This is a genomic window from Microvirga sp. M2 (assembly GCF_047497095.1).
In the GTDB taxonomy this organism is placed as follows: domain Bacteria; phylum Pseudomonadota; class Alphaproteobacteria; order Rhizobiales; family Beijerinckiaceae; genus Microvirga.
In genome coordinates this window covers 2,825,662-2,851,380 of the sequence record NZ_CP134063.1, presented here as the reverse complement: position 1 = coordinate 2,851,380, position 25,719 = coordinate 2,825,662, and the positions used below count along the sequence as shown (strand labels likewise).

General features: G+C 64.4%; 26 protein-coding genes. 13 read left to right on the top strand and 13 right to left on the bottom strand.

Annotated elements, in window-relative coordinates:
- The first annotated feature begins 66 nt into the window (after nucleotides 1-66).
- From RE429_RS13470 to RE429_RS13450, 5 genes are all read left to right on the top strand, one after another.
- Nucleotides 67-402 carry a phasin family protein gene (locus RE429_RS13470; protein WP_414471263.1) on the top strand — a complete coding sequence of 112 codons (336 nt, stop codon included), beginning with the start codon at nucleotides 67-69 and terminating at the stop codon, nucleotides 400-402.
- A gap of 274 nt (nucleotides 403-676) precedes the next feature.
- Nucleotides 677-1,069, top strand: a complete 393-nt coding sequence (gene clpS, locus RE429_RS13465) for an ATP-dependent Clp protease adapter ClpS (protein WP_414474198.1) — start codon at nucleotides 677-679, stop codon at nucleotides 1,067-1,069.
- A 29-nt stretch (nucleotides 1,070-1,098) separates the two neighbouring features.
- Nucleotides 1,099-3,561 (top strand): ATP-dependent Clp protease ATP-binding subunit ClpA, encoded by a 2,463-nt coding sequence (gene clpA, locus RE429_RS13460; protein ID WP_414471262.1) that lies wholly within the window; start codon nucleotides 1,099-1,101, stop codon nucleotides 3,559-3,561.
- A complete protein-coding gene (locus RE429_RS13455) occupies nucleotides 3,558-3,809 on the top strand; it encodes a hypothetical protein (protein ID WP_414471261.1) in 252 nt (83 codons plus the stop codon). Before clpA ends, RE429_RS13455 begins: the two co-directional genes overlap by 4 nt.
- Before the next feature lie 160 nt (nucleotides 3,810-3,969).
- Nucleotides 3,970-4,545: an NADPH-dependent FMN reductase gene (locus RE429_RS13450; protein WP_414471260.1), complete on the top strand. Its 576-nt coding sequence runs from the start codon at nucleotides 3,970-3,972 to the stop codon at nucleotides 4,543-4,545.
- 4 nt (nucleotides 4,546-4,549) lie between these two features.
- Here RE429_RS13450 and RE429_RS13445 read toward each other — a convergent pair whose 3' ends face one another.
- From RE429_RS13445 to RE429_RS13435, 3 genes are all read right to left on the bottom strand, one after another.
- Nucleotides 4,550-5,725: a GNAT family N-acetyltransferase gene (locus RE429_RS13445; protein ID WP_414471259.1), complete on the bottom strand. Its 1,176-nt coding sequence runs from the start codon at nucleotides 5,723-5,725 to the stop codon at nucleotides 4,550-4,552.
- A 228-nt stretch (nucleotides 5,726-5,953) separates the two neighbouring features.
- Entirely contained in the window at nucleotides 5,954-6,706 is a 753-nt protein-coding gene (locus RE429_RS13440; RefSeq protein ID WP_414471258.1) for a glycerophosphodiester phosphodiesterase family protein, read from the bottom strand.
- A complete protein-coding gene (locus tag RE429_RS13435; RefSeq protein WP_414471257.1) occupies nucleotides 6,703-7,173 on the bottom strand; it encodes a RidA family protein in 471 nt (156 codons plus the stop codon). Before RE429_RS13435 ends, RE429_RS13440 begins: the two co-directional genes overlap by 4 nt.
- Nucleotides 7,174-7,412: 239 nt before the next feature.
- On the opposite strand from RE429_RS13435, the gene RE429_RS13430 reads away from it, so the two are divergent.
- The gene (locus RE429_RS13430; protein ID WP_414471256.1) at nucleotides 7,413-8,249 is read left to right on the top strand and encodes a cell envelope integrity EipB family protein; all 837 of its coding nucleotides are present in this window, start codon (nucleotides 7,413-7,415) and stop codon (nucleotides 8,247-8,249) included.
- On the opposite strand, the gene RE429_RS13425 is transcribed toward RE429_RS13430, so the two are convergent.
- Together RE429_RS13425 and RE429_RS13420 are read right to left on the bottom strand one after the other, a co-directional pair.
- Complete coding sequence (locus RE429_RS13425; protein ID WP_414471255.1) at nucleotides 8,240-9,517, bottom strand: DNA polymerase IV; 1,278 nt, start codon at nucleotides 9,515-9,517, stop codon at nucleotides 8,240-8,242. The genes RE429_RS13430 and RE429_RS13425 overlap by 10 nt on opposite strands.
- A 68-nt stretch (nucleotides 9,518-9,585) precedes the next feature.
- The gene (locus tag RE429_RS13420; protein ID WP_414471254.1) at nucleotides 9,586-9,855 is read right to left on the bottom strand and encodes a DUF3572 domain-containing protein; all 270 of its coding nucleotides are present in this window, start codon (nucleotides 9,853-9,855) and stop codon (nucleotides 9,586-9,588) included.
- Nucleotides 9,856-9,977: 122 nt separating this feature from the next.
- Between RE429_RS13420 and RE429_RS13415 the strand changes: the two genes are divergently transcribed.
- Nucleotides 9,978-10,361, top strand: coding sequence for a response regulator (locus RE429_RS13415; protein ID WP_370437129.1), 384 nt, complete (start codon nucleotides 9,978-9,980; stop codon nucleotides 10,359-10,361).
- 587 nt (nucleotides 10,362-10,948) lie between these two features.
- Entirely contained in the window at nucleotides 10,949-12,769 is a 1,821-nt protein-coding gene (locus RE429_RS13410; protein WP_414471253.1) for an adenine deaminase, read from the top strand.
- On the opposite strand, the gene RE429_RS13405 is transcribed toward RE429_RS13410, so the two are convergent.
- From RE429_RS13405 to RE429_RS13395, 3 genes are all read right to left on the bottom strand, one after another.
- On the bottom strand, nucleotides 12,766-13,821 hold the full coding sequence (locus RE429_RS13405) for an FUSC family protein (protein ID WP_414474197.1): 1,056 nt from the start codon (nucleotides 13,819-13,821) through the stop codon (nucleotides 12,766-12,768). The genes RE429_RS13410 and RE429_RS13405 overlap by 4 nt on opposite strands.
- Before the next feature lie 238 nt (nucleotides 13,822-14,059).
- Complete coding sequence (locus RE429_RS13400) at nucleotides 14,060-14,245, bottom strand: hypothetical protein (RefSeq protein WP_414471252.1); 186 nt, start codon at nucleotides 14,243-14,245, stop codon at nucleotides 14,060-14,062.
- Between the two features lie 158 nt (nucleotides 14,246-14,403).
- A complete protein-coding gene (locus tag RE429_RS13395; RefSeq protein WP_414471251.1) occupies nucleotides 14,404-14,649 on the bottom strand; it encodes a hypothetical protein in 246 nt (81 codons plus the stop codon).
- Nucleotides 14,650-14,837: 188 nt separating this feature from the next.
- On the opposite strand from RE429_RS13395, the gene RE429_RS13390 reads away from it, so the two are divergent.
- The 5 genes from RE429_RS13390 to RE429_RS13370 all read left to right on the top strand — a co-directional run bounded on the left by RE429_RS13390 (nucleotide 14,838) and on the right by RE429_RS13370 (nucleotide 18,799).
- Entirely contained in the window at nucleotides 14,838-15,473 is a 636-nt protein-coding gene (locus RE429_RS13390) for an SGNH/GDSL hydrolase family protein (RefSeq protein ID WP_414471250.1), read from the top strand.
- Nucleotides 15,474-15,705: 232 nt separating this feature from the next.
- A complete protein-coding gene (locus RE429_RS13385) occupies nucleotides 15,706-16,308 on the top strand; it encodes a hypothetical protein (RefSeq protein WP_414471249.1) in 603 nt (200 codons plus the stop codon).
- A gap of 245 nt (nucleotides 16,309-16,553) precedes the next feature.
- On the top strand, nucleotides 16,554-16,847 hold the full coding sequence (locus tag RE429_RS13380) for a hypothetical protein (RefSeq protein ID WP_414471248.1): 294 nt from the start codon (nucleotides 16,554-16,556) through the stop codon (nucleotides 16,845-16,847).
- Nucleotides 16,848-16,961: 114 nt separating this feature from the next.
- Nucleotides 16,962-17,942 (top strand): D-erythronate dehydrogenase, encoded by a 981-nt coding sequence (gene denD / locus RE429_RS13375; protein WP_414471247.1) that lies wholly within the window; start codon nucleotides 16,962-16,964, stop codon nucleotides 17,940-17,942.
- Between the two features lie 320 nt (nucleotides 17,943-18,262).
- Nucleotides 18,263-18,799 carry an HU family DNA-binding protein gene (locus tag RE429_RS13370; RefSeq protein WP_414471246.1) on the top strand — a complete coding sequence of 179 codons (537 nt, stop codon included), beginning with the start codon at nucleotides 18,263-18,265 and terminating at the stop codon, nucleotides 18,797-18,799.
- 261 nt (nucleotides 18,800-19,060) lie between these two features.
- On the opposite strand, the gene rpmG is transcribed toward RE429_RS13370, so the two are convergent.
- The 5 genes from rpmG to parE form a co-directional block, all read right to left on the bottom strand.
- The gene (gene rpmG / locus RE429_RS13365; protein WP_091138407.1) at nucleotides 19,061-19,228 is read right to left on the bottom strand and encodes a 50S ribosomal protein L33; all 168 of its coding nucleotides are present in this window, start codon (nucleotides 19,226-19,228) and stop codon (nucleotides 19,061-19,063) included.
- Between the two features lie 293 nt (nucleotides 19,229-19,521).
- Nucleotides 19,522-20,247 (bottom strand): NUDIX hydrolase, encoded by a 726-nt coding sequence (locus RE429_RS13360; RefSeq protein WP_414474196.1) that lies wholly within the window; start codon nucleotides 20,245-20,247, stop codon nucleotides 19,522-19,524.
- Entirely contained in the window at nucleotides 20,219-20,704 is a 486-nt protein-coding gene (locus tag RE429_RS13355) for a DUF983 domain-containing protein (protein WP_414471245.1), read from the bottom strand. The genes RE429_RS13360 and RE429_RS13355 overlap by 29 nt, the downstream gene beginning before the upstream one ends.
- A gap of 15 nt (nucleotides 20,705-20,719) precedes the next feature.
- On the bottom strand, nucleotides 20,720-23,047 hold the full coding sequence (gene rnr / locus RE429_RS13350; RefSeq protein ID WP_414471244.1) for a ribonuclease R: 2,328 nt from the start codon (nucleotides 23,045-23,047) through the stop codon (nucleotides 20,720-20,722).
- Nucleotides 23,048-23,564: 517 nt separating this feature from the next.
- A complete protein-coding gene (parE, locus tag RE429_RS13345) occupies nucleotides 23,565-25,670 on the bottom strand; it encodes a DNA topoisomerase IV subunit B (RefSeq protein WP_414471243.1) in 2,106 nt (701 codons plus the stop codon).
- Nucleotides 25,671-25,719: the final 49 nt, after the last annotated feature.

The following is a 25,719-nucleotide window of genomic DNA, read 5'->3' as shown; positions in this document are numbered from 1 at the left end:
ATAATGGGGCCCGTTCCCGTTGGCCGGCATATGCCGGCACCAAACGCCTTACAGTCGAGGTTAACTATGATTCAGCCTTTCGCAAACTTGCAGAAGTTTGGCCAGGAGAACCTGGAAGCCGCCTACAAGGCCGCAGGTGCCTTCTCCAGCAATGCCCAGGCGATCGTCAACGAAACCGCCGAGTACGCCCGCAAATCCTTCGAATACAATTCCGAAACCTTCGAGAAGCTGACCGGCGTCCAGAGCGTCGAGAAGGCCATCGAGGTGCAGGCCGCCTATGTGAAGGATGCCTGCGACAGCCTCATCGGCCAGTCGACCCGGATGGGCGCGCTCTATACGGCGCTGGCGACCGAGACGTTCAAGCCCTTCGAGGGCCTTCTGTCCAAGTCCGTCAAGGCTTGAGACCAAGTTCGAGCCGTCTCATCGGTCCCGAATGGAGCGCCCGGCCACCATGCCGGGCGCTTTGCGTTTGAGGGCCGCCGAACGCGGGGCTCCGGGGTGGCTTCACGCAAGAGCGGGAAGATGTCGCGCTTTCAAAGGCCGGTTCACGTCCCCATCTGGTTGATCTAGCGAACCGAATGGAGCGACTATACATTTGGCCTGAGGCGCTGCGGCCCGGCGGAGACGCGGGGTGCGCGGGGGCCGAGGGCGAAAACAAGGGGTCGGTCGAAATATCATGCTGCGGTTAGCTCAGGACAGTCTGATCCGGACGAAGCGGTTTCCACTCTCCGCTGCCGGCGGGTCACAGCCCCCTGGCGGCGACGACGATGGTCGCTCGAACACGGCCATCATCACAAAAGCTAAACCGCGGACGAAACGGCCGAACCTTTACCGCGTTCTTCTTTTGAACGACGATTACACCCCGATGGAGTTCGTGGTGCACGTGCTGGAGCGTTTCTTCAATAAGAACCGCGAGGATGCGACCCGGATCATGCTTCACGTGCATCAGAACGGCGTCGGGGAGTGTGGAGTTTTTACCTACGAGGTTGCGGAGACGAAGGTGACCCAGGTGATGGATTTCGCCCGTAAGCACCAGCACCCTCTGCAATGCGTCATGGAAAAGAATTAGCCGAGACCCGTCTTATAAAGGACAAGCCGTTGCCGAGCTTTTCTCGCAGTCTGGAACAAGCCCTTCACCGAGCTCTCGCTCTCGCGGGTGAGCGCCGACATGAATATGCAACCCTCGAACACCTTCTCCTCGCCCTGATCGACGACCAGGATGCGGCCGCCGTCATGCGGGCCTGCAATGTCGACCTCGAAGTCCTCCGCCGGAACCTGGTCGATTACGTCGACAGCGAACTTGCCAATCTGGTGGCGGACGGGCGCCAGGATTCCAAGCCCACGGCCGGCTTCCAGCGGGTGATCCAGCGGGCGGTGATCCATGTCCAGTCTTCGGGCCGTGACGAGGTGACCGGCGCGAACGTGCTCGTTGCGATCTTCGCCGAGCGCGAGAGCCATGCCGCCTATTTCCTGCAGGAGCAGGACATGACCCGCTACGATGCCGTGAACTACATCAGCCACGGTATCGCCAAGCGTCCCGGCCTCGCGGAAAGCCGCTCGCCGCGCGGCGCGGAGGAGGAATCCTCCAGCGAGCGCCCCACCCAGGACGAATCCGAAGCGCGCGGGAAGAAGAAGGGCGACGCCCTCGATTCCTACTGCGTCAACCTGAACAAGAAGGCGAAGGAAGGAAAGATCGACCCGCTCATCGGCCGCGAGGCCGAGGTGCAGCGCACGATCCAGGTCCTCTGCCGCCGCCAGAAGAACAACCCGCTCCTCGTCGGCGATCCCGGCGTCGGCAAGACCGCCATCGCGGAGGGCCTTGCCCGCAAGATCGTGCAGGGCGAGGTGCCCGAGGTTCTCAAAGGCGCGACGGTCTTTGCCCTCGACATGGGCACGCTGCTGGCCGGCACCCGCTATCGCGGCGATTTCGAAGAGCGCCTGAAGCAGGTGATGAAGGAGATCGAGCAGCATCCGAACGCGATCATGTTCATCGACGAGATCCACACGGTGATCGGCGCGGGGGCCACCTCCGGCGGCGCGATGGACGCCTCGAACCTGCTCAAGCCCGCGCTTGCCCAGGGAACCCTGCGCTGCATCGGCTCGACGACCTACAAGGAATACCGCCAGTATTTCGAGAAGGACCGCGCGCTCGTCCGCCGCTTCCAGAAGATCGACGTGAACGAGCCGTCGCTGCCGGATGCCATCGAGATCGTGAAGGGCCTGAAGCCGTATTTCGAGGACTTCCACAAGCTCAAATACACCAACGACGCCATCAAGGCGGCGGTGGAGCTGTCGGCCCGCTACATCAACGACCGCAAGCTCCCGGACAAGGCGATCGACGTGATCGACGAGACCGGCGCGTCCCAGATGCTCCTGCCCGAAGGCCGCCGCAAGAAGACCATCGGCATCAAGGAGATCGAGGCCACCATCGCCACCATGGCCCGCATCCCGCCCAAGACCGTGTCGAAGGACGACGCGGAGGTGCTGGAGCACCTCCAGGAGACCCTGAAGCGCGTGGTCTACGGCCAGGACAAGGCCATCGAGGCGCTGTCCTCCGCCATCAAGCTGGCCCGCGCGGGCCTGCGCGACGCGGAAAAGCCCATCGGCTCCTATCTCTTCGCCGGCCCCACGGGCGTCGGCAAGACGGAGGTGGCCAAGCAGCTCGCGGCCTCGCTCGGCGTCGAGCTCCTGCGTTTCGACATGTCGGAATACATGGAGCGGCACACGGTCAGCCGCCTGATCGGCGCGCCTCCCGGCTATGTGGGCTTCGACCAGGGCGGTCTCCTGACCGACGGCGTCGACCAGCATCCGCACTGCGTGCTCCTCCTCGACGAGATCGAGAAGGCGCATCCCGATCTGTTCAACATCCTGCTCCAGGTCATGGACCACGGAAAGCTGACGGATCACAACGGCAAGCAGGTCGATTTCCGCAACGTGATCATCATCATGACCACGAATGCGGGCGCCGCCGACATGGCCCGCCCGGCCTACGGCTTCACCCGCACCAAGCGTGAGGGTGAGGATACGGAGGCGATCAACAAGCTCTTCACGCCGGAATTCCGCAACCGTCTCGACGCGGTCATTTCCTTCGGACATCTGCCGAAGGAGGTGGTGCAGAAGGTGGTCGACAAGTTCGTCATGCAGCTCGATGCCCAGCTTGCCGAACGCAACGTGTCCATCGAACTCACGGACGAGGCCCGCGACTGGCTGGTCGAGCACGGCTACGACGAGGCCATGGGCGCCCGGCCGATGGGGCGTCTGATCCAGTCCACCATCAAGACCCCGCTCGCCGACGAGGTGCTGTTCGGGCGCCTGAAGAGCGGCGGCGCGGTCAAGGTCGTGGTCAGGACGGACGAGATCGGCCTGCAGAGCCTCGGCTTCGAGTATGTCGAAGGCCCGGTCAAGCCGAAGCCGGAAAAGGACGTGACGAACGCCGGAAAAAAGAAGCCCCGCGCCAAGTCGTCCTCCAAGACGAAAAAGTCCGTGAAGCCAAAAGGATCCGGTGGTAATGGGGGCGGAGGTGTCCGCACCGTTCCCAAAGTTCCGTTGGTTAGAGCATGACGAGTGAGCTGAACGAGGCCCCGATCGAGGCCACCCGGATCATCGAGCCGCCGCCGAAGCTGTCCTGGCGCGAAAAGCGCGAGCGGCGCCGGCGCCGGCGGGTCTGGTTCGAGGAAATCCTCGGCTGGGTCCTGGTCCCGGCCATCATCGTCGGCTGCTACTGGTTCCTGAAGGCGGGGCTGGCCGCGATGGGATCCTCTCCCGAAGCCCTCATGGAGGGTTTCAAGACACTCACGGACGCTCTCTGACAAGAGGGTTGGGACGACGCTTTTGATGAAGCCGCATCGACGCCCTCGGGCGCCGGTGCGGCTTTTGTCCTTCGGGCGTGGCGTCCGGTTTTGGAAGCCGAGTCCACTTTTCCGCACGATGCGCTAACCTGGCAGGGCACTTACCTAAGGTAATGACAACGTGACGAAGCTGATCGGTCTTTCGGGAAGCCTGCGCCAGGCCTCATACAACGCGGCATTGCTGCGAAGCGCATCGGGATTGATGCCCGAAGGAGCCGACCTGGTCGTTGAAACCATCCGGGGGATCCCGCTTTACGATGGGGACGTGGAGGCTGCCGAAGGAATCCCTGAGCGTGTGGCCGCCTTGAAGGACGCCATCGCGGCCGCGGACGGGTTGCTCCTGGTCACGCCGGAATACAACAATTCCATTCCCGGCGTTTTCAAGAACGCCATCGATTGGCTTTCGCGGCCGGCGGCCGACATCCCGCGTGTGTTCGGCGGTAAGCCGGTTGCCGTCATCGGTGCGTCTCCCGGTGGCTTCGGGACGATCCTGTCCCAGAATGCCTGGCTTCCTGTCCTGCGGACCCTGGGTGCGGACCTCTGGTCGGGCGGGCGCCTGATGGTGTCCAGGGCCCAGAGCGTCTTCAGCCAGGACGGGTCCCTCGCGGATCAGAGGATCGAGGAGCAGCTTCGGACATACCTCCAGGGGTTCGTTGCCTATGCCGATGCCATGCGCAAGAGGTCGTCTGCGTCCTAAGTGTTCAGTCTTCGTCGCGATGCCTGAAGGGCATGGCTTGCGCCAGTTCGCCGGCCGCCTCGGACACGTAACGACGCTCCTGGTCGAGGTAAGCCTGAACGGCCCTGCGCAGGGACGGCTCGGCAATGTCGTGGGCCGAGGATGTGATCACCGGCCGGTAGCCGCGCGCGAGCTTGTGTTCCCCCTGTGCCCCCGCCTCCACACGGTCGAGCTTCCGCGCGATGGCGAACTCGATGGCCTGGTAATAACAGACCTCGAAATGCAGGAAGGGGTGGTCCTCGATGCAGCCCCAGTTGCGCCCGTAGAGACGCCTGTCGCCGATGAAGTTGATGGCGCCCGCGATATGGCGGCCGTTGCGCCTGGCCATGACGAGCAGCACGCGGTCGGCCATGCGCTCGCCGATGAGGGAGAAAAAGCGGCGGTTGAGATAGGGGCGGCCCCATTTGCGCGAGCCGGTATCCATGTAGAAAGCGAAGAACGCGTCCCAATGCGCCTGCGTGATCTCGCGCCCGGTCAGCCACTCGATGGAGATGCCGTCCGCCAGGGCATCGCGCCTCTCGCGCCTGATCGCCTTGCGCTTGCGGGAAGCGAGCGCCGCCAGGAAATCCTCGAAGCTGCCGTAGCCCTCATTGAACCAATGGAACTGCTGGTCGTCCCGGCGCAGGAAGCCCTGCTCCGTCAGGGCGCCGAGATCCGCCTGCTGAAGAAAGGTGGCGTGGATCGACGAGGCTCCGATCGGCTCCCGCAGGGCTCGCAGCCCCGCAACGAGATGGGCCCGCACGGAACCGGCCTGCGCGTCGTCCCGGACGAGCAGGCGGGGGCCGGCCACCGGGGTGAAGGGCACGGCCACCTGGAGCTTCGGGTAGTAATGCCCGCCGGCACGCTCATAGGCGTCCGCCCAGGAATGGTCGAACACGTATTCGCCCATGGAGTGGGACTTCACGTAGCAGGGGGCCGCTCCCAGGAGCCCGCCATCCCGTTCCTCGACCAGCACATGCGCGGGCGCCCAGCCGGTCTTGGGCCCGACGCAGCCGGACTCCTCGAGCGCCGACAGGAAGGCGTGGGAAACGAAGGGATTGAACGGATCATCGTCGCCCGAGCCTGCCCGAAGCGCGCAGGCATCCCACGCGGCGGGGGAGACCGCCTTCAGTCCCTGGGCGATTTTGACCTGGAACGTCACTGACTGGAAGGATCCCGCCGCTCGGACCTACAGCATCGGGTGTGAAATCGGCTCCACATCCGATGCCGTCAGTCCATGGTGTTGAGCATCTTTTCACGCAAAACCGGTCCCCACTTTTGCGTTCGATGCTCAAGAGCTAATCACTCGGCAGGATCCTTGCAACATCGGTCCATCGCCCTTCGTCCTTCGAAAGGTCGCGGGGATGACACGCGAGTCGGGGAGGGCCGATCAGGGAATGAAGCCCTCGAACACCATCTGGTCCGCATGCTTCTCGGCCTTCGCGCGATCCTCGGGATTGCGCACGGTCCAGGTCATGACGGGGATTTGGCCCAGGAGCCTGCTGAGATAGGCCGAGGCGCAGGGCAGGTCCTTCACCCGCCAGGACAGGAAATGCGGCTGCGTCTCCTCGAAATGCAGCAGGTTCGCCATCCGGTGCTTCTTCTCCGGGGAGAGGAAACTGTCCGCCTTCGACGCGTATTCCAGCTCGCCGATGAAGCCGCGCGTGATGTGCGGGGCGTTCTGGCGCAGATAGGCCACGATGTCCGGATCGAAGGATTTGACGACGAACGGGCCGCTGTAATCGGCCAGGATCTCGATCACGCGCTTCGTCAGGCGCATGTCGCCGTCGAACTTGCTCTTCACCTCGATCACGAGCGGGGTGCGCCCGGCGATCCTGGCAAGGTAGTCCTTGAGGGAGGGAATCCTGTCTCCGCCGAGAGTGCCGGAAATCTCGATCCCGGCGAGGGCGGAGAGATTGCGTTCGGCGACAAGTCCCGTCTCGCCCGTGACGCGGTCGAGGTCGAAGTCGTGAAAGACGATGACGTCGTTGTCGGCGGTCAGCTGAACGTCGAGCTCGATCGGAAAACCGTGCGCGATGGCCGCTTCCGCAGCCGAGATCGTGTTCTCGACGATGCCGTTCGCTTTGTCATGGAGGCCGCGATGGGCGATGGGCTTCGCGACAAGCCACTCGGGCGTATTCATTTGACTTCAAACATTCCTTCGACTTCGACGCAGGCATCGAGCGGCAGTTCTGCGACGCCGATGGTGGAGCGGGCATGGCGGCCCGCATCGCCGAGCACCTCGACCATGAGGTCGGAGGCGCCGTTCATGACCGGCGCGAGGGCGGCAAAGGTGGGAACGGCGTTGATGAAGCCGCCGAGGCGAACGCAGCGCACCACATTGTCGAGGTCGCCGACCGCGGCCTTCAGCTGCGCGAGCAGGTTGATGGCGCACAGGCGCGCCGCCTGCTGACCGGCCTCCGGAGAAATCTCGGCGCCGAGTTTGCCCTTGTGGGCGTCGGCGAGCTTACCGTCCTGCCCGAGGCAGAGCTGTCCGGAGATGATGACCAGGTTGCCGGTGCGGACGAACGGCACGTAGTTCGCCACCGGAGCGGCAGGAGCCGGCAGGGTGATGCCGAGGTCCTGAAGTTTCTTGTCGACTGCGCTCATGAGAGCCCTCTGCTGTAACAGTGTGGGGATTAGTGGCGGATGGCGCTAAAGGACGCAAGCCGGAACATTGCCCTGTCCTCAAGGTGCTCCTATTTTCGCTTAGCGTACCCTGCGAAAAAGGTGAGGCCGGTTTTTTCGGCACCCGACGATGCGCTGCTGGACAAGGCGAGCGTCGGACGGATTCCAAAAGGCGGAATCGACTTTCGGGGCCGATTTTTTTGGCGAATTTTGGAGATGACATGCGTTCCCTCATGATGGCTGCCGGCCTTTCCCTCGCCATGGTGACTGTCGCCATGGCGGATGGTGCAAAATCACCTGTTCATCTCATACCGCACAGAGCCGTATACGACCTGTCTCTCCTGCGCTCCGAAGGCTCCAAGGGAGTGGAGACGGCGAGGGGCCGGATCGCCATGGAGTTCGGCGGCGATGCCTGCGAGGGCTACACCCTGAAATACCGCCAGGTCACGGTACTCGACAGCGGCGAGGCGGGGTCGCGCACGCTCGACACCCAAACCGCGACGTACGAGACGGGCGACGGCCTGTCCATGCGCTTCAAGAGTACCTCGACGGCGCAGGGCCTCGTTCGCGACGGCGTCGACGGTGACGCCCAGCTGCGGCCCGACGGCTCGCTCAACGTCCGGTTCAAGCAGCCGCGCCGCGACACCTTCGCGGCCACGGGGCAGCCGATCTTTCCGACCGATCACATGAGGCGCCTGATCGAGACGGCCCGGAAGGGAGAGCATACCTATTCCGCGCGGGTCTATGACGGTTCGGACGACGGGAAGAAAGTTTATGAGACCCTGAGCGTCATCGGCAGCAGGATCGAGCCGGGAGCCGAGCAGAATGTGGAGGAGCCCGCCCGTCAGGAGGCCCTGGCCACGGTGCCGCGCTGGCCGATGACGATCAGTTACTTCGAGGAGGGCAAGGGAGACCGGGAGCCGGCCTATACGATCTCGTTCGAGCTCTACGACAACGGGGTCGCCCGCGCCCTGAAGATCAATTACGGCGAATTCGCCCTGAAGGGCGATCTCAAGAGCCTTGAGATCCACCCCGTCACGAGCACCTGTCAGCGCTGAAGCTTGTTGCGCAGGGCGATCCCCTTCTGAAGGGCCGCCGCCCCGAACTTGTCGCGGATCCGGTCGATGGCGGATTCCATCTGAGCCTGCCTGATCACGCTCTGATCCGCGAGATCGCCGCGATCCGCCTCGGCCGCGTCGCACAGATCGGCCGCGCCGATGCCGATGAGGCGATAGGCCGTGCCGTCGCAGGCCGCCTTGAGGAGCTGCCGTGCGGGCTCGAAGAGACGCGCGGCGAGCTGCGTCGGAGCCATGCCCGAGCGCGTGCGGGTGAGAAGGCGGAAATCCTTGTCCTTAAGCTTCAGGGTGACGCTCCGTCCGGCAAGACCCGCCGCCTTCAGGCGCCGCGATACCTTTTCCGACAGGCGCCAGAGAACGGGCTCCAGGTCGTCGAAGGACCGGAGATCGGTTTCGAACGTGGTCTCCGCCGAGATGCTCTTGGTCTCCCGGTCCGGGGTCACGCGTCGCGTATCCTCGCCCCAGGCCAGCCGCGACAGGCGCTGCGCATCCCGGCCCAAAGCCTCGAACAAGGCCTTCAGGGGCACCTCGCGCAGATGGCCGATCTGTGTGACGCCGACCTTCGCGAGCCGTGCCTGGGCCGAGGCTCCGATCCCGGGAATCATGCCGACGGCCTTGTCCGCGAGAAAGGCCGGAGCCTCCTCGCGTCCGATGATCGAGAAGCCGCGGGGTTTCTGGAAGTCGGAGGCGATCTTGGCGAGGAACTTATTGTAGGACAAACCCACGGAGATCGTGATCCCGATCTCCTTCTCCACCTTGTGAGCGAAGCGGGCCAGAGTCAGGGCAGGGCTCCCGTGGTGGAGACGCTCCGTCCCCGTCAGGTCGAGGAAGGCTTCGTCGATGGAAACCGGCTCGACCAGGGGCGTCAGTTCGAGCATCAGCGCACGGACCTCGTGTCCCGCCTTCCGGTATTTCTCCCCGTTGGGCGAGATCACCGCCGCGTGCGGGCAGAGCTTGAGGGCCTGGAACATGGGCATGGCCGAGCGCACGCCGTAGGTGCGCGCCACATAGCAGGCGGTGGATACGACCCCGCGCTTGCCGCCGCCGATGATCACCGGCTTGTCGGCAAGGCTCGGGTCGTCGCGCTTTTCCACCGCCGCGAAGAACGCGTCGCAATCCACATGGGCGATGGAGAGCCGGTCGCGTTCCTGATGGCGCAGCAGGCGCGGCGAACCGCAGGCGGAGCATCGCTCCGCCAGGGGCGAGGCTGCGAGGCTGAGGCAATCGCGGCAGAACGGAGCGCTGGTCATGGGTCAGGGACAGTGGGGGCAAAGGCGCCTGGATGAGGTACCTGGATGAGGTACCCCGGTGAGGGCGGTCACTCGAACTCGGAAGGGGAGAGGGTCCAATGAGCCGCCATGATGTGCTCGGGCTTGGTATTCAATTCCTTGGCCAAGGCGACCAGCAGGGGCTCGTCGGCGGCCACGTAGTCCAGAATTCCGGTGAAAAAGCCGGGATCCGAGGCCGCGGAGCGAATCGTGTCGGGCCTCAGCCCCGAAACTGCCAGAAAGCGGCTCATACGTTCCTCGTCGCCCGTGATGAACGCGAAAGCGCTCAAGGCGAGGTTCTCGGCTTCGTCTCTCTTCATCCTTTTTAAGGGAGTGTTCATGCTGTCGGTTTGCACTTCATCAATAGGTGATGCTCTAACTATACCATCTCTCGAAGAAATGAGCCGGTGAAATGCTGCATCCGGCCTCTGGGACTGTGCCAATGAAGAAGACCGTGCTCATCGTTGAGGACAACGAACTCAACATGAAGCTCTTCAACGATCTCCTTGAGGCCCATGGCTATGCCACGCTGAAGACCAGCCATGGCATCGAAGCCATGGAACTGGCGCGTGCCCACAAGCCGGACCTGATCCTCATGGATATCCAGCTTCCCGAGGTATCGGGCCTCGAAGTCACGCGCTGGCTCAAGGCCGACGAGGAATTGAAGTCCATCCCTGTGATCGCGATCACGGCCTTTGCCATGAAGGGCGACGAGGAGCGAATCCGGGAGGGAGGCTGCGAAGCCTATATGTCCAAACCGATTTCCGTCGCCAAGTTCATTGCGACTGTGAAAACATACCTAGAGGCGGAGGGAGCTTCTTCCTAACTGTCAAGCTGGCTGCCAAGCATTTTGGAAGAAAGTTGCCGCTCCCGTTAACTTTTCTTGGAAAATGTAGCTTTTCAGGCACATAGACGCTTGCATCGGCTCTTGTTTCCAATATGTTCGAGCCAGTTTCCCGCTCAGGCGGAAGAAATGCCCTACGGATGCTCAGGTCCGCCGCATCTCCTGGGACTTCGTGGGCTCGGCCAGGCTGGAAGAGGATCGTTGCCTCCTCAACACCACTTCCAGCCGGCCACCCCTCCATGCCGGGTCCCGACATCGGATCCATGCTGCGCCTCAGGGCGCTTTTTTATTGCCGGTCTCGCCCGGCCCCGATCTGTCGCGGCTTCCCTCGTGCTCGAGAGCATCGGACGTGAAAAGCCGGATCCACTTTTCCGTTCGACGCGCTAACTGTCTCCCACAGCCATCCGCATTCCGTCCGGACCGGAAGCGAATCAGCTGACCGCAGGCTTCAGCTTGCAAGTTAAGCTTGGCCGTGACTATTCAGACGAAGAGCGGATGCCCCACGGGACTATCCTGGTGCGCATCGTTTGAGACAAAGGGGATCGATCATGGACCAGCGCCCACCTTCAATGCCTCCGAAATCTGCCCTCACGCGGTTTTCCGTGGCGCCCCTGTCGACCATGACCCGGCGGCTCGCGGATGTGGCTTCAGGACGCGCTCCGGCGGATCTGGTCATCACCGGCGCGCGGGTGCTGTCGACCTACAGCGAGCGCATCGCGACGGAGCGGGAGGTTTGGATTTCAGGCGGGCGCATCGCCGCGGTGAAGCCTGCCGGGTCCCATGCCCGGGTGAACGGCGCGCCCGGACGGATCTACGACGCTCGTGGCGGCATCATCGCGCCGGGCCTCGTCGATCCGCATATCCATATCGAGAGCAGCATGGTCACGGCCTGCGCCTATGCGGAGGCGGCGCTGCTCAACGGCACCACGACGATCTTCTGCGACAGCCACGAGATCGGCAACGTGATGGATGTCGCCGGCGTCGAGATGATGCTGGAGGACGCCCGTCACGCGCCGCTCTCCATCTTCCTCACCGTGCCGAGCACGGTGCCCGCCACCTCGCCGGAGCTCGAAACGGCGGGCGGTGACCTGACGCCTGAAAAGATCGCCGCGCTCTTCGATCGCTGGCCCGAAGCCGCGGCCCTGGGCGAGAAGATGGATTTCGTCCCCGTCACCATGGGGGACGAGCGGAGCCACGCGATCCTGGCGGCGGCGCTCGAGCGCGGGAAGCCCGTTTCCGGCCATATCTACGGGCGCGAATTCGTGGCGGCCTATGCGGCGAGCGGCGTGACCGACACGCACGAAGCCATCGACCGCGACATCGCCGACGACCTGCTCGATTCGGGCATCTGGATCTTTTTGCGTGGCGGTCCCCCGACCACGCCGTGGCACTCCCTGCCGGAAGCCATCAAGACGATCACGGAACTCGGCGCCTCGCACAAGCGCATCTGCGTCTGCACCGACGACCGGGACGCGGACGATCTCATGCTGTTCGGCATGGATTGGGTGACGCGGGAGGCGCGCCGGGCGGGCATGAGCCGCGAACAGGCCTGGAGCATGGGTTCGCTTCATCCGGCCACCCGCTTCGGCATGGAGGGCGAGATCGGCGGTCTCGGCGGCGGACGGCGGGCCGATCTGGTGCTGCTCGACGACGACCTGAACGTGCGGAACACCTGGTATGGCGGCGAACTCGTCGTCGAGGACAAGACGATCACTCCCGTGCTCGATCAGGCCTTGTCCCATCGCTACCGCTATCCCGACGCGGCCTACCGGACGGTGCATATCCCGAGCGTTCCCAAGCTCGTCCCGGAGTTGCCCGCAGGGGACTGCACCGCGAGTGTCATCCGCGTGGCGCTGCCCGGCATCGTGCTCTTCCACGACAAGGTGAAGCTGGCCAGGGCGGAGAGCTGGGATGACCTTCTCTCCAAGAACGATCTCACCTTCGTGACGGTCATCGAGCGGCACGGACGGTCCGGCGGCAAGGGCGTCGCGCACGGGCTCCTGAAGGATTTCGGCCTGAAGAGCGGTGCGGTCGCGAGCAGCGTCGGGCACGATTCCCACAACATCATCGTGGCCGGCACCAACGAGGCCGACATGCGGGTGGCGCTCGATACGCTGATCCGGTCGCAGGGCGGCGTCTGCGTGGTCGACCGGGGCGAGGTCGCCGCGATGGTGCCGCTTCCGATCGCCGGGCTTCTGTCCGACAAGCGCGTCACCGAGGTGGCCGAGGAGACGCGCGCCCTGAAGGCGGCCTGGGACAAGGCGGGCTGCAAGATCCCCTATATGGGCTTCAACCTGATCCCGCTCTCGGTCATCCCGGAGATCCGCATCACCGACAAGGGTCTGGTGCTCGTGCCGGAGATGGAGCTGGTGCCGCTCTTCGACGACTAAGCGGACGATCGCTCCTGTGCCCCCGGGCCCGTTCGGGCGGAGGCCAGCTCCTGCGTCCGGGCGAGCAGATCCTCGACGTTCTTCCGGAACTGCTCGAACGCGAAGCCGAGAGCGAAGACCTGCCCGAAGCTTCCATAGGGCAGGTCTTGCGAGAGCGCCTGACTGCGCAGCGCCTCCGTCTCGCTGACGAATGCGTGCAAAGCCGTCTCGAAGCGGGATGCATCGGGAGGCGTCGTGCGAGTCCGCAGGGACTTGGCGATGCCGAGGAGGAGCGCGCGGGTTTCATCCCGGAGAGCCTTCAGCGACGGGCCGAGCGTCTGGAGAAGCTGCTCTGGCAGGGGGTTGGTCGAGGCGCGTCCGATCATCACGAAGTCGTGGCGCACGCGATAGAGCGTTCGGATCAGCGGTTCCGGATCGGCCGCGTCGGTGAGATGGCTCCTGCGCTCGCGCGCCGCCTCGTCGGCCGCCGCCTCAGCCTTTTTCAGCGCGGCCCGGATCTGCGGATGGATCGTCTGAAGGGCGGGTCGTCCCGTCGGCTCGGCCGTGAGTTCGCCGATATGGAGATCGATCAGGTCGGCATTGAGGGAAACGACCTTCGCGGCCGCGTCCGTCATCAGCGTGTGTGCCCGCGCGGGCAGAACGAACAGGGACACGACCACGCCCACGATGTTGCCGAGGGTGATCTCCGCCACCCGGTCGATGGCCGCGGCGAGCGGACCGATGGCCTGGCCGGAGGGCGGCAGGAGCATGATCAGTCCCGTCACGGGCGCCACGCGGAAGCTCGGCTTGACGGCCGCGAGAAGCGCCAGCGGAAACAGGCCTACGATCATCGCGAGTCCCATGCCCGTCGACGAGCCGTGCGGAACCACGGCTGCGACGAGGCCGCCGTAGACGGCGCCCGCGAGGGTTCCCATGAAGCGCTCGATGGCGGCCTTGAGCGAGCCGCCGACGCTGGCCTGCGTGATGACGACGGCGGTGATGGCCGCCCAATAGCCCTGCGGGAGATTGAAGGCTTTCGTGATCGCGAAAGCGAGCGTGCCGGCAATGGTCACACGCAAGGCGAGTTTCATCTCCGCCTGACGCGCCCCAATGCTTCCGGCAGCCTTTTTGATCCACCCTGACGATGCCATGCCATTGTCCGAACGCAGAGCATCGAGAGTGGTTCACCGGGCGTGCTCGGGCACCGGACCCAAAAGTGGATCTGCACTTTTGGGATTCCATCCGATGCTCCCGCTATTGATCAGCGCATGGTTGTTGCGAAAAACCGGGGCCACTTTTTCGCACGATGCGCTAGGCCTCGGTCTCCAGAACCTGGAGAGGGATGCCGCAATCCGCGCATGTGCCCAGTTCCGGGGACGCGATCATGTGCGTGGCGCCACATCGCGGGCAGCCCTTCATGGCCATCCGGAGACTTCCCTGCATCTGGCTCGCGCTCCGGCGAAGGGCCTCGCTGACCTGAACCGCTTCTTCGAACATGGTCGCCTCCTTGAAGCGACACGATATTACGCTCATGCGGGGCTGCCAGCAAGAGGCTACGGCGCCGGACGTGACGCCGAACCCATCCAATGCATCAAGGCTCTGTTGTCGAGCATCTTTGCACGCAAAACCGGTTTCCACTTTTCACGTTCGAGGCTCTAGATCCGGGTCCCGCGGCCCCGTCCCAGGAAATAATAAAGCAGCCCGGCGATGATGACGACGGCCAGGACGACCCACAGCCAGGTGCCCATGTCGCCATTGCCGACGGCGCCGGTGGTGGTCGGCGATGGCGTTGCCGTCCCTGGAGCGTTCTCAGTTCCACCGGGCGCATTCTGCGCCATGGCAACGGCACTCCATGCGGCCAGCATCATCGTCAGCAGCGATGTTCTGATGGTTCCGATCATCCGTTGTCCTCCGGATCAACAAGCGGACCGGGAGATTAACGTGGCCTGGCGCGGCCCGTTCCGAAGGGCCGTGCGAGCGCCGTTCCGGAGTCGCAGCGCTGCGCTTTTCGTCATTATACTTTATTGCCTCTCTTGAGAGACCGCCCCTGTGATACGTTATCATATCAATGAAAGACGGGGGCGGCGCGATGAACCACGTGGTTCTTCTCGGTGACAGCGTGTTCGACAACGGTGGCTACCTGAAGCCTGGAGAACCGGATGTTCTCGCCCAGGTCCAGGCGAAACTTCCGGACGGCTGGCGCACCACGATGAATGCGGTCGACGGCGCCATCACGACGAACGTGAAGCGCCAGCTCGCCCGTTTGCCCGAGGATGCCAGCCATCTGATCCTGAGCATCGGCAGCAGCGATGCGCTCGGCTGCAGCGCGATCCTTCGGGAGGGCGCCCGGTCCGTGGCGGAGGTCCTGACCCGGATCGCGGATACGAGGGATGCGTTCGCCCGTGGCTACCGCAGAATGCTCGACCTGGTGATGAGCTATCGTCTGCCGACGGCGCTCTGCACGATCCACGACGGACGCTTTCCCGAGCAGGAGAGCCGACGCCATGTGGTGGCCTCCCTGTCGGTCTTCAACGATATCATCACGCGCGAAGCCTTCAGCCGGAGGCTCTCCCTGATCGATCTGCGCCTGATCTGCAATCAGCATGACGATTATGCCGATCCGATCGAACTGTCCGCCAAGGGGGGCGACAAGATCGCGCGAGCCATCGCGCAGGTCGTCGCGGGAAGCGCCGCCTCCCACCGCTCGCAGGTCTATTCCGAGTAACGGACCGAAGATCGCCCGGAATCGACTATTCGCTTTTGATATCAGGCATAAAGCTGCAATCCGTATTCGCCTGTCATGCTTGGCAGTATTGCGGTTGCGTTGCTGGTAAATGAACGCCGCATGAACGGGCGTAAACTTAATTCGAATGAGTATAGATGATCATGAAACCTTTTATGGAATTCGCGATTAGTATCGCACGAATGGTGCCCACCATTTTGTTATGAGGTTTGTCATGAAGAAGGTGATCCTGTTATCGAGTGCTGCTTTGCTGACCTTTGCGAGCATCGGCGCCGCGCAAGCCCAGAGGGTTTATCGGGGCGATGGCTGGCACGGCGGCTATTACCACCGTGGCGGCTGGGGCAATGGCGGCGCCGTCGCGGCCGGTCTGGTCGGAGGCGCCGTGCTCGGCGGCCTGATCGGTGCGGCGGCGACCCCCGCTTATGGTTATCCCTACGGCTACAACTATCCAGCCTATGGATACAGCTATCCCGCCACCTATGGCTACGGCTACAACGCTCCGGCCTACGGCTATGGTTATGGCTACCCCACCACCTATGGCTATTACGGTGCTCCGGTCGCCTCGCGGGTCGTGTATGCGGCGCCGACGTACCGGACGCGGGTCGTCTATCGTGAGCCCGCCTACCGCACGCGTGTCGTCTACGGGGCTCCGCGCTATCAGACGCGGTCCGCCTATTACGCGCCCCGTTATGGCACCCGCACGGTGTATCGGGCGAGCGCCCAGCCGACCCGCGTCGTCCGGTCCGTGCGCCGCGACGTGGTCTCCACCGGCTCCGTCGCTTCCCGGCAGCACGTGCGCCGCGTCAATCACCGCTAGCGCATCGTGCGAAGAAGCGGACGCGGGTTCTCGCAGCGAACGACACGCTCTTCGATAGCGGGAACATCGCATCGATCCCCGAAGCGCAAGCCCGCTTTGGGGTCCGATGCTCAAGCGCGATGGCGAAGATCCGGGCTGAAAACCGCCTCCGCATGGAGGCGGTTTTTTTCGGTTTGGCGCAAATTGCAGAACGGTTTCACGGAGTGGTCGCTCCGACCCGTCCGTGACACGGACGAGGACGTCGGTTGCTGGTTCTCTATTCCAAAGAGCTGTGGAACGCTCCGTCGGAGGATCAGCCGGTGGCCTGCGCGTGCGCCGAGTTGTCCCGGGACAAGCAGCGCAAGGTCTCCTGCGAGCTCTCGCAAGCCTCTCTCGACAAGATCGAGGGCTCGGGTATCATCGTCAACGAGCTGAACGGGCAGGAGGCCAACCGCATGCGCGACGAGGTGAAATCCGTGTGGGAGAAGCACGCCTCCAGCATCGGGCCCGGCACGGTGACGATGATGCCGTGCGCGTTGGAGACGATGCGCGAGCAATAGCCCATCCGGTTCCGCGTCCGAACCATGTCGTCCGGGTCGTGATCGCGCCGGACGACATGAGCCACAAAAATCTCTTCCGCTTGCGGCATTCCTCACGAACGAAGGTCCTGATTCATGCAGATTCTCATTCTCGGAGCGGCCGGAATGGTCGGCCGGAAACTCACCGAGCGGCTTGTCGAAGCAGGGCAACTCAACGGCCAGGCGATTTCACGCCTCGTCCTGCACGATGTGGTGCCGGCCGATCGTCCGCAGGCTCCGTTCGAGATCACGGTGCGGACCTCCGATGTCTCGGCGCCCGGCGAGGCCGAAAGGCTCGTGGAGAGTCGTCCGGACGTCGTCTTTCATCTCGCGGCCATCGTGTCCGGCGAGGCGGAGGCCGACCTCGAGAAGGGCTACCGGATCAATCTCGACGGGACGCGTTTTCTCTTCGATGCGATCCGCAAGATCGGCGACGGGTATCGTCCGCGCCTCGTCTTCACATCCTCCATCGCGGTGTTCGGCGCCCCGTTCCCGCAGGCCATCGGCGACGAGTTCTTTCTCACGCCCCTGACGAGCTACGGCACCCAGAAGGCCATCGGCGAATTGCTGCTGTCCGATTATACGCGGCGCGGCTTTTTCGACGGCGTCGGCATCCGCCTTCCCACGATCTGCGTGCGGCCGGGCAAGCCCAACAAGGCCGCCTCGGGTTTCTTTTCGAGCATCATCCGCGAGCCGTTGAGCGGGCAGGACGCCGTTCTGCCCGTGCCGGACGACGTGCGCCACGCCCATGCCTCGCCACGGTCCGCCGTGGGGTTCCTCATGCACGCGGCCACCATCGACACGGCGAGGATCGGTCCCCGCCGCAATCTGACGATGCCGAGCGTTTCGGTGAGCGTCGCGGAGCAGATCGAGGCCCTGCGGCGCATCGCGGGAGACAGGGTCGCGGCGCGAATCCGCCGCGAGCCCGATCCGGACATCATGCGCATGGTGGCCGGATGGCCGCGCCGCTTCGACGCCGGCAGGGCCGAGAGCCTCGGCTTCAAGGCTGAGACCAGCTTCGACGACATCATCCGCCTGCATATCGAGGATGAGCTCGGCGGAAACTTCGTGAGATGACAAGCGCAGCGCGGCCCGGCCCGGCTCGCCGTCAAACAATGCGGCACACGAAGCACTTCAACCTGGCCGATCCGATGCGAAAGGTGATTCTGACCGTCCGGGAAACGACGCGGGTAGCGCGAGGCGGCCGATTCCTGGAGTGCCAACGCAAGACGTGCCGGTAGGTTAGGCCGACCTTTCACCGTATTGAGCAAGGTTATCGACGGCTTTTTGCGGCATTTGCCTTGTGGAAACGCGTTTCCGCCAACTTGGAACTTTGTCTCCAAGCACTATGCAGATAATGCTATTCCATATGCACATGGCCTCGAAAGGAGTTTCCAGTGGCAAAAGCAGCAACGAAGAAAGCCCCGGTCCGCAAGGCCGCAGCAACCAAGACCGTCAAGGCCGCAGCCAAGACCACCGCCAAGACCACCGCCAAGGCCGCAGCCAAGAGCGCAGCGAAGGCCCCTGCCAAAGCGACCGCCAAGGCGGGTGCGACCAAGGCAGCGGTGAAGAAGTCCGCCAAGACCGCAGCCCCGAAGGTATCTGCGAAGACTGCGGCCAAGACGGCCAAGAAGTCCGTGAAGGCGGCATCGTCGAACGGGATCCTCACGCTGCGCAACATCGCCGAGACGCTCTCCGAGATGCACGAGCTGCCGAAGCGTCAGGCGAACGAGATGCTCACCCAGGTGGTCGAGCTGATCGCCAAGAGCCTGAAGAAGGGCGACAAGATCCGCCTGACCGGCCTCGGCATTCTCCAGGTCCGCAAGCGCGCCGCCCGCATGGGCCGCAACCCGCAGACCGGCGAGCCCGTGAAGATCAAGGCTTCGAAGAAGATCGCCTTCCGCGCCGCCAAGGACCTGAAGGAATCGATCTGAGGTCGTCCGTGCATCGGACGCGAAAACGGGCGCCGTTTTTGCGTGAAGCGATGTTCGGGCTCAGACACGAGAGCTGTTTCCACGGACGTGGAAACAGCTCTTTTTTTGGCTCGGCCGCGGATTGCGTCCCGCCGCCTCCCATGCCTTATCCCCATGCCTTATCCCCTTGCCTTATCCCCTTGCCTTATCCTCGGCCCGAAATGAAAAAGGCCGCTCCGATCCGGAGCGGCCTTTTCGATTTTGCGCTTGTTCGCAGGAAACTTACTTGATCTTGGCTTCCTTGAACTCCACGTGCTTCTTCGCGACCGGGTCGTACTTCTTGAACGACATCTTGTCGGTCATCGTGCGGGAGTTCTTCTTCGTGACGTAGAAATAGCCCGTGTCGGCGGTGGAGACGAGCTTCACTTTAATCGTAGCGGCTTTGGCCATGGGTTGGACCTCTCGTTCGGTATCGACGCGCTCGGCTGGCCCCACGGCGTGGCCGAAACGCAAAGGCCGGGCGAACCCGGCCGGAAAATCGTGATGTTCCCATGCCCGATTATGCCGCTTCCGTCAAGGGTTACGGGGGAGGGTGCCGAGATTTCCCTCGGGAGAACGGACGCCTTCCCATCATGACTTCGTCATGACCGCGCTTCCGGCCGGGCTTGGCGCCGGGCTTGCCCCGCCATCCCGTATGGCGCGCGCCTGTCACGCCGGAGGACCGGAAGGGCGGAGCGGGGAACCTACAGCTCTTCCCGCACGAAATGGCCGCGCTTCTGATGGAAGAAGGGCACGGGCAGCATGGGGCTGAAGCCTGCGGCGATGCGGCCTTCCAGCTCGCTCAGGAGCATGCCCGTCACGGCGTGCAGGTCGAGCTTCCTGGCCTCGGTCATCGTCACCCAGGCCAGCTCGACGAGTTCGGAATCGGGTCCGACCACGCCCTCGACCTCATGGGCGATGGCATCGCGGTCGATGGCGAAGAAGCGGGTATCGAAGCGCTTCACACGCTTGGGCGGCGTGACGGCGCGGCCGATGAAATGCAGGGCCTCCAGGTCCGGAAACACTCCGTGCTCGCGGAACGCCTCCCAGGGCGTGCCGGCGGGGACCGAATCGGGGCTTCCATAATCGCGGGTGCCGAGCAGCAGGCCGGTCTCCTCGAAGGTCTCGCGGATCGCGGCGAGCGCCAGGGCGCGGCTGCGCTGGAGGGAGGGGCGGGACACCCGGGTCATGAGGGCCTGCTCGGCGCGCGGATGCAGGGCCCCCGTCACCGTCATGGAGCGGTCGCCGGCCTCGATTCGCCCGCCGGGAAACACGAACTTGCCCGGCATGAAGGTGTGGCCCTCGTGGCGCCTGCCCATGAGCACCTTGGGGTGCTTGCCTCTCCGGTCGATGATGATGAGGGTCGCGGCGTCGACGGGCCGAAGGACGGGGGCGTGCTCCCTACGCTCCCCGGCGACCAGCGTATCCATCCGGGTCAGTGCCTGCGCGTCCGTCACCCGAGTCCTCCCTGTCTGATCGTCTTGCCTGGCGCGCCGCGCCGAAGCCGTGCATCCCTAACGCGTATTGCAGCCCCACGACAGCCCCTTTCACGGGCTGGAGCAGCAGCAGGGAGAGGACGAGAGTCAGGGCGGGCCAGATCGCCAGATGGGCCCAAAGGGGCATCTCCATCTTGGTCTCCGTCATGAAGATTCCGTAGCCGATCAGGTGGCCCACGATGGTGATCACCACATAGGGCGGCAGATCGTCGGCCCGGTGATGGTGGAACTCCGTGCCGCACGCGTCGCAGCGATCCACGACCTTCAGGAAGCGGCCGAAGAGGCGGCCTCCGTCGCAGGCCGGGCAGCGGCCGCGGAACCCGCGCCTCATGGCGGGCATGAGGGTCACATCCTCGGCAGGCGCCGCGGCAGTGTGGATCGTCAGGGACATGTCTTCCGTTTCCTGTCAGCCGCGACCGCGGCGTTTCACTTTCACCCGTGTCGGAGAGCGGTGGCTCGACGCGGCCGCCTTCGCGGTCTTCTTGGCCCCGCGCGGCGGGCGCTTGCCACCCTCCCTGCCGCCCCCGGCCTTGCCCGTGAAGCGCCCTTTCGTGAGCAGCTCGAAGCGCAGGGCGCCGGCGACGGGAGCCGCCTCCACGAGCTTTACCTCGACCTTGTCGCCGAGGCGATAGGTCTCGCCCGTGTGCTCGCCCCGCATGGAATGGGTCTTCTCGTCGAAGCGATAGTAATCGTCGCCGATGGTCGCCGCCGGAACGAAACCGTCCGCGCCGGTCTCGCTCAGCTTGATGAAGAGACCCGCCTTCGTCACTCCCGCTATCTGTCCGTCGAATGTGGCCCCGATCCTGTCGGCAAGGAAGTGCGCGATCAGGCGGTCGATTGTCTCACGCTCCGCCGCCATGGCGCGCCGCTCCGCCGCCGAGATCTTGGCGCTGATCTCGATCAGCTCCGCGCGGGTGGCATCGGGCGGCAGTCCGTCCTTGCCGAACCTGTGGCCGGTGATCAGCGCCCGGTGGACGATGAGATCCGCATAGCGGCGGATGGGGGAGGTGAAGTGGGCGTAGCGCCTCAGGTTCAGGCCGAAGTGCCCGTAGTTCTCCGCCGAATACTCGGCCTGGGACTGCGAGCGCAGCACCACCTCGTTGATGAAGAGCTGGTGCTCGGAGCCCTCGACGCTGCGAAGGATGCGGTTGAAGAGTTCGGGCTTGAGCGCCCCTTGCGTCGGCAGCTTCAGGCCGATCGACGCGAGCACTTCGCTCAGAGCGCGCATCTTCTCCAGCGAGGGCTCGTCGTGGACCCGGTAGATCAGGTCGGATTGAACCTTCTCCAGCGCCTCCGCCGCCGCCACGTTGGCGAGGATCATGAACTCCTCGATGAGCTTGTGGGCCTCCAGCCTCTCGGGCACGAACACGCGGTCGACGGTGCCGTCGGGCTTGAGCACGATCTTGCGCTCGGGCAGGTCGAGATAGAGCGGCTCGCGGATGTCGCGTGCCTTCTTGACCAGGGCATAGCCCGCCCAGAGGGGCCTGAGGATCGTGTCGAGGATCGGCTGCGTCACCTCGTCGGGCCTGCCGTCGATGGCGGCCTGAGCCTGCTGGTAGGAGAGCTTTTCCGCCGAGCGCATCATGACGCGGTGGAAGGAATGGCGGATCTTGCGGCCGTCGGGGCCGACGACCATGCGCACCGCGAGGGCGGGGCGGTCCTCGCGCGGTCGGAGCGAGCAGAGGTCGTTGGAGATCCTCTCCGGCAGCATGGGCACGACCCGGTCGGGGAAATAGACCGAGTTTCCGCGCTCCTGGGCTTCCCGGTCCATGGCGGAGCCCGGCTTCACATAGGCCGCCACGTCCGCGATGGCGACGGTGAGGATGTAGCCGCCCGCGTTGTTCGGGTCGGAATCGGGAGCCGCATGGACCGCGTCGTCGTGGTCCTTGGCATCCGGCGGATCGATCGTGACGAGGGGCAGGTCGCGCCAGTCCTCGCGGCCCGCGAGCGTGGCGGGCTTGGCCGCTTCCGCCTCGTCGAGGACCGCCTTCGGGAACTCGCTGGGGATGCCGTGGGCGAAGATCGCGATCAGGCTCACGGCCTTCTCGGACTTGACGGAGCCCAGCCGCTCCTTGACCTTCGCGTGGGCCAGGCCGAAGCGGCCGTGCTTCACGATGGAGGCCGCGATGAGGTCGCCGTCCTGCGCGCCGGCCTCGTCCCCGGGATTGACCTGCAATTCCTGCTCGCGCGACTTCTTGTCGACGGGAATCAGGCGGCCGCCGCCCTCGGGGAGGGAGCGGAAGATGCCGAGCACCTGCGCCTGCTTCTTGGCCAGGATCTTGGTGACGCGCCCCGCATAGCGGTGGATGTCGCCGGCCTTCAGCGGATCGACCCGCAGGAGCGCCCGGTCGCCGACCCCTGCCACCGGCATGCCGGGTTTCTGTTTGCGCGGGGGCATGATGAGGATGGTCGGAACGGCGCCGTGCTCCTCCTCGTCCCATTCGGTCGGCACGGCGATCAGCTCGCCGTCGCGGTCGCGCTTGACGATGTCGGCCATCACCATCGGCGGCAGCTGGCCCGCCTTGTGGACGCGCTTGCCCCGGCGGTCGACGACACCCTCGATCTCGAGGTCCTTGAGCATCTGCTTGAGCCAGATGCGGTCGCTGCCCTTGATGTTGAAGGCCTGTGCGATCTCGCGCTTGCCGGTCTTGCCGGGCGTTTTGGCGATGAAGGCGACGAGATCCTCCCGGGACGGGAGAGCGGAGGAGGAAGAAGTTTTTGAACGTTTGGCCAAGGGAAAACTCGTTGAGTTCGTCAGGTCTTGTCGCATGCGAGCTTGGCCGCCGCTAGAGCATCGGACCCAAAAGTCGATTCTGCTTTTGGGATCAATTCGATGCTCCCCCTATAGAACGGCGCAGCGTCCTTGCGAAAAACTGGGTCCACCTTTTCGCACGATGCGCCGGTCCGGGAAGCCCGCCTGTGAATGACGCGCGAGGGGCCCGATGGATCCAGCAGGGGCCCGGAGGCCCTTCAGGCCAAAAAAAAGGCTCCGGAGAGGAGCCTGTGAGGGACCGGCCCGTGGGGGCAGAATGGGCCGGTGATGCCTATCAACGGCCGGCTTCTTCATTGGTTCCCGGCTTTTCCGAAAAATTTTCAAAAAAATTTCAAAAAGGACGTGCAAAGAGGCTAAGTAATTGAACTGATGTGAGAAGTTGTCGTCTCTCTTGGCAGGTCCTCCTGGCCCGTCCAACCCGGCGCATCCCCGTACCCTCGGTGGGTGGTTCTGCGCCGGAAGTATATCGTTATAAAGTTCAGATATCCAGATCCGCCTCGTCGGCGAAGGCCGCGCGTTCCTGGATGAAGGTGAAGCGGGCTTCGGGCTTGTTGCCCATCAGGCGCTCCACCGTGTCGCTGGCCTCCGGCCGGTCGTCGGCTTCCACGACGACCTTCAGAAGCAGGCGCTTCTTCGGGTCCATAGTGGTTTCCTTCAGCTGGCCCGGCAGCATTTCGCCGAGGCCCTTGAAGCGGCTGATCTCGACCTTGCCAGAGCCCTTGAACACCGTCTTCATCAGCCGGTCGCGATCCGCCTCGTCGCGGGCATAGGCCGATTTTGCGCCATGGCTGAGACGATAGAGCGGCGGCACCGCCAGATAGAGGTGGCCGCCGTCGATGAGCTTGGGCATCTGACGATAGAAGAACGTGATGAGAAGCGTCGCGATATGCGCGCCGTCCACATCCGCGTCGGTCATGATGATGACCTTCTCGTAGCGAAGATCGGACTCGCGGTACTGCGAGCCGGTTCCGCAGCCGAGCGCCTGGACGAGGTCGGAAATCTGCTGGTTCTGGTGCAGCTTGTCCCGGCCGGCCGAGGCTACGTTGAGGATTTTTCCGCGCAACGGGAGAATCGCCTGGGAGGCTCGGTCGCGGGCCTGCTTGGCGGAGCCGCCGGCCGAATCGCCCTCGACGAGGAAGAGTTCGGACCCCTTGGCGCCGGCATTGGAGCAGTCCGCCAGCTTGCCGGGCAGCCGCAGCTTGCGGGTGGCGGTCTTGCGGGCGACCTCCTTCTCCTGGCGGCGGCGCAGGCGCTCCTCGGCCCGGTCGATCACCCAGTCGAGCAGCTTGTTGGCCTGCTGCGGGGAGGCGGCGAGCCAGTGGTCGAAGGTGTCACGGATCGCGTTCTCGACGATCCGGCCCGCCTCCACGGTCGCCAGCTTGTCCTTGGTCTGGCCCTGGAACTCGGGCTCGCGGATGAACACCGAGAGCATGGACGCGCAGGTCGCCATCACGTCGTCGGTGGTCACGGCCGCCATGCGCTTCTGCTGCCCCACGCGCTCCGCGTGGTCGCGCAGGGCGCGCAGCAGGGCGATGCGCAGGCCGTTCTCGTGCGTGCCGCCTTCGGGCGTGGGCACCGTGTTGCAGTAGGAGATCGAGAACCCGTCCTCGTTCGCCATCCAGGCGACCGCCCATTCCAGGGAGCCGTGGCTGCCCGGCTTGGTGATCTTGCCGGAGAAGATCTGGTCGGTGACGAGTTCCTTCCCGTCGATGTCGTGGAGGAGGTAGTCCTTCAGGCCGTTCGGGAACTTGAAGGTCGCCTCGGCGGGAACGTTCTCGCTGCCCTCGAGCAGGGACGGGGCGCATTTCCAGCGGATCTCGACGCCGCCGAAGAGATAGGCCTTCGAGCGGGCCATCTTGAACAGGCGGCGGGGCAGGAAATGGGCGTCCTTGCCGAAGATCTGCCAGTCGGGCTTGAAGCGCACCTTCGTGCCGCGCCGGTTGAGCACGCGGCCCACGGTCTCGAGCTTGCCCTGCGGCAGGCCCCGGGAAAAGACCTGCCGGTAGAGCTGCTGGCCGCGCGCGACCTCGACCTCGAGCGTCTCGGAGAGCGCGTTCACCACCGACACGCCGACGCCGTGCAGGCCTCCGGACGTCTCGTAGACCTTCGAGTCGAACTTGCCGCCCGCGTGGAGCGTGGTCATGATGACTTCGAGGGCCGATTTCTTGGGGAATTTAGGGTGCGGATCGACCGGGATGCCGCGCCCGTTATCGGTCACGGACAGCCAGCCGCCTTCCTCCACCTCGACCTCGATGAAGGTCGCGTGGCCAGCGACCGCCTCGTCCATCGAGTTGTCGATCACCTCGGCGAAGAGATGGTGAAGCGCCTTCTCGTCCGTGCCGCCGATATACATGCCCGGGCGGCGGCGGACGGGCTCCAGACCTTCCAGAACCTCGATCGCGGACGCGTCGTAGCCGGCCTCGCCGGGAGTGCCTTGCGCAGAGGTGCCTGGCGCAGGAATGCCTGGCGCAGGAATGCCTGGCGACGGCGGCGCGGCGCGGGAGGTTTTCACGGTAGCCGTTCTGGCTGCGGCTGGCGTCGCGCGCTTGGCGGCGGCGCCCCCGAAGAGATCGTCATTGTCCATTGGGACCTTGGTCCGTTTCGATGATTCGCGCTTGTTTACACTATTTCCC

Coding starts and splice junctions, on each gene's coding strand:
- RE429_RS13470 (WP_414471263.1), top strand. CDS start 67: ATGATTCAGCCTTTCGCAAACTTGCAGAAGTTTGGCCAGGAGAACCTG.
- clpS (WP_414474198.1), top strand. CDS start 677: ATGCTGCGGTTAGCTCAGGACAGTCTGATCCGGACGAAGCGGTTTCCA.
- RE429_RS13455 (WP_414471261.1), top strand. CDS start 3,558: ATGACGAGTGAGCTGAACGAGGCCCCGATCGAGGCCACCCGGATCATC.
- RE429_RS13440 (WP_414471258.1), bottom strand. CDS start 6,706: ATGAATACGCCCGAGTGGCTTGTCGCGAAGCCCATCGCCCATCGCGGC.
- RE429_RS13435 (WP_414471257.1), bottom strand. CDS start 7,173: ATGAGCGCAGTCGACAAGAAACTTCAGGACCTCGGCATCACCCTGCCG.
- RE429_RS13430 (WP_414471256.1), top strand. CDS start 7,413: ATGCGTTCCCTCATGATGGCTGCCGGCCTTTCCCTCGCCATGGTGACT.
- RE429_RS13425 (WP_414471255.1), bottom strand. CDS start 9,517: ATGACCAGCGCTCCGTTCTGCCGCGATTGCCTCAGCCTCGCAGCCTCG.
- RE429_RS13420 (WP_414471254.1), bottom strand. CDS start 9,855: ATGAAGAGAGACGAAGCCGAGAACCTCGCCTTGAGCGCTTTCGCGTTC.
- RE429_RS13415 (WP_370437129.1), top strand. CDS start 9,978: ATGAAGAAGACCGTGCTCATCGTTGAGGACAACGAACTCAACATGAAG.
- RE429_RS13410 (WP_414471253.1), top strand. CDS start 10,949: ATGCCTCCGAAATCTGCCCTCACGCGGTTTTCCGTGGCGCCCCTGTCG.
- RE429_RS13400 (WP_414471252.1), bottom strand. CDS start 14,245: ATGTTCGAAGAAGCGGTTCAGGTCAGCGAGGCCCTTCGCCGGAGCGCG.
- RE429_RS13395 (WP_414471251.1), bottom strand. CDS start 14,649: ATGATCGGAACCATCAGAACATCGCTGCTGACGATGATGCTGGCCGCA.
- RE429_RS13390 (WP_414471250.1), top strand. CDS start 14,838: ATGAACCACGTGGTTCTTCTCGGTGACAGCGTGTTCGACAACGGTGGC.
- RE429_RS13385 (WP_414471249.1), top strand. CDS start 15,706: ATGAAGAAGGTGATCCTGTTATCGAGTGCTGCTTTGCTGACCTTTGCG.
- denD (WP_414471247.1), top strand. CDS start 16,962: ATGCAGATTCTCATTCTCGGAGCGGCCGGAATGGTCGGCCGGAAACTC.
- rpmG (WP_091138407.1), bottom strand. CDS start 19,228: ATGGCCAAAGCCGCTACGATTAAAGTGAAGCTCGTCTCCACCGCCGAC.
- RE429_RS13360 (WP_414474196.1), bottom strand. CDS start 20,247: ATGGATACGCTGGTCGCCGGGGAGCGTAGGGAGCACGCCCCCGTCCTT.
- RE429_RS13355 (WP_414471245.1), bottom strand. CDS start 20,704: ATGTCCCTGACGATCCACACTGCCGCGGCGCCTGCCGAGGATGTGACC.
- parE (WP_414471243.1), bottom strand. CDS start 25,670: ATGGACAATGACGATCTCTTCGGGGGCGCCGCCGCCAAGCGCGCGACG.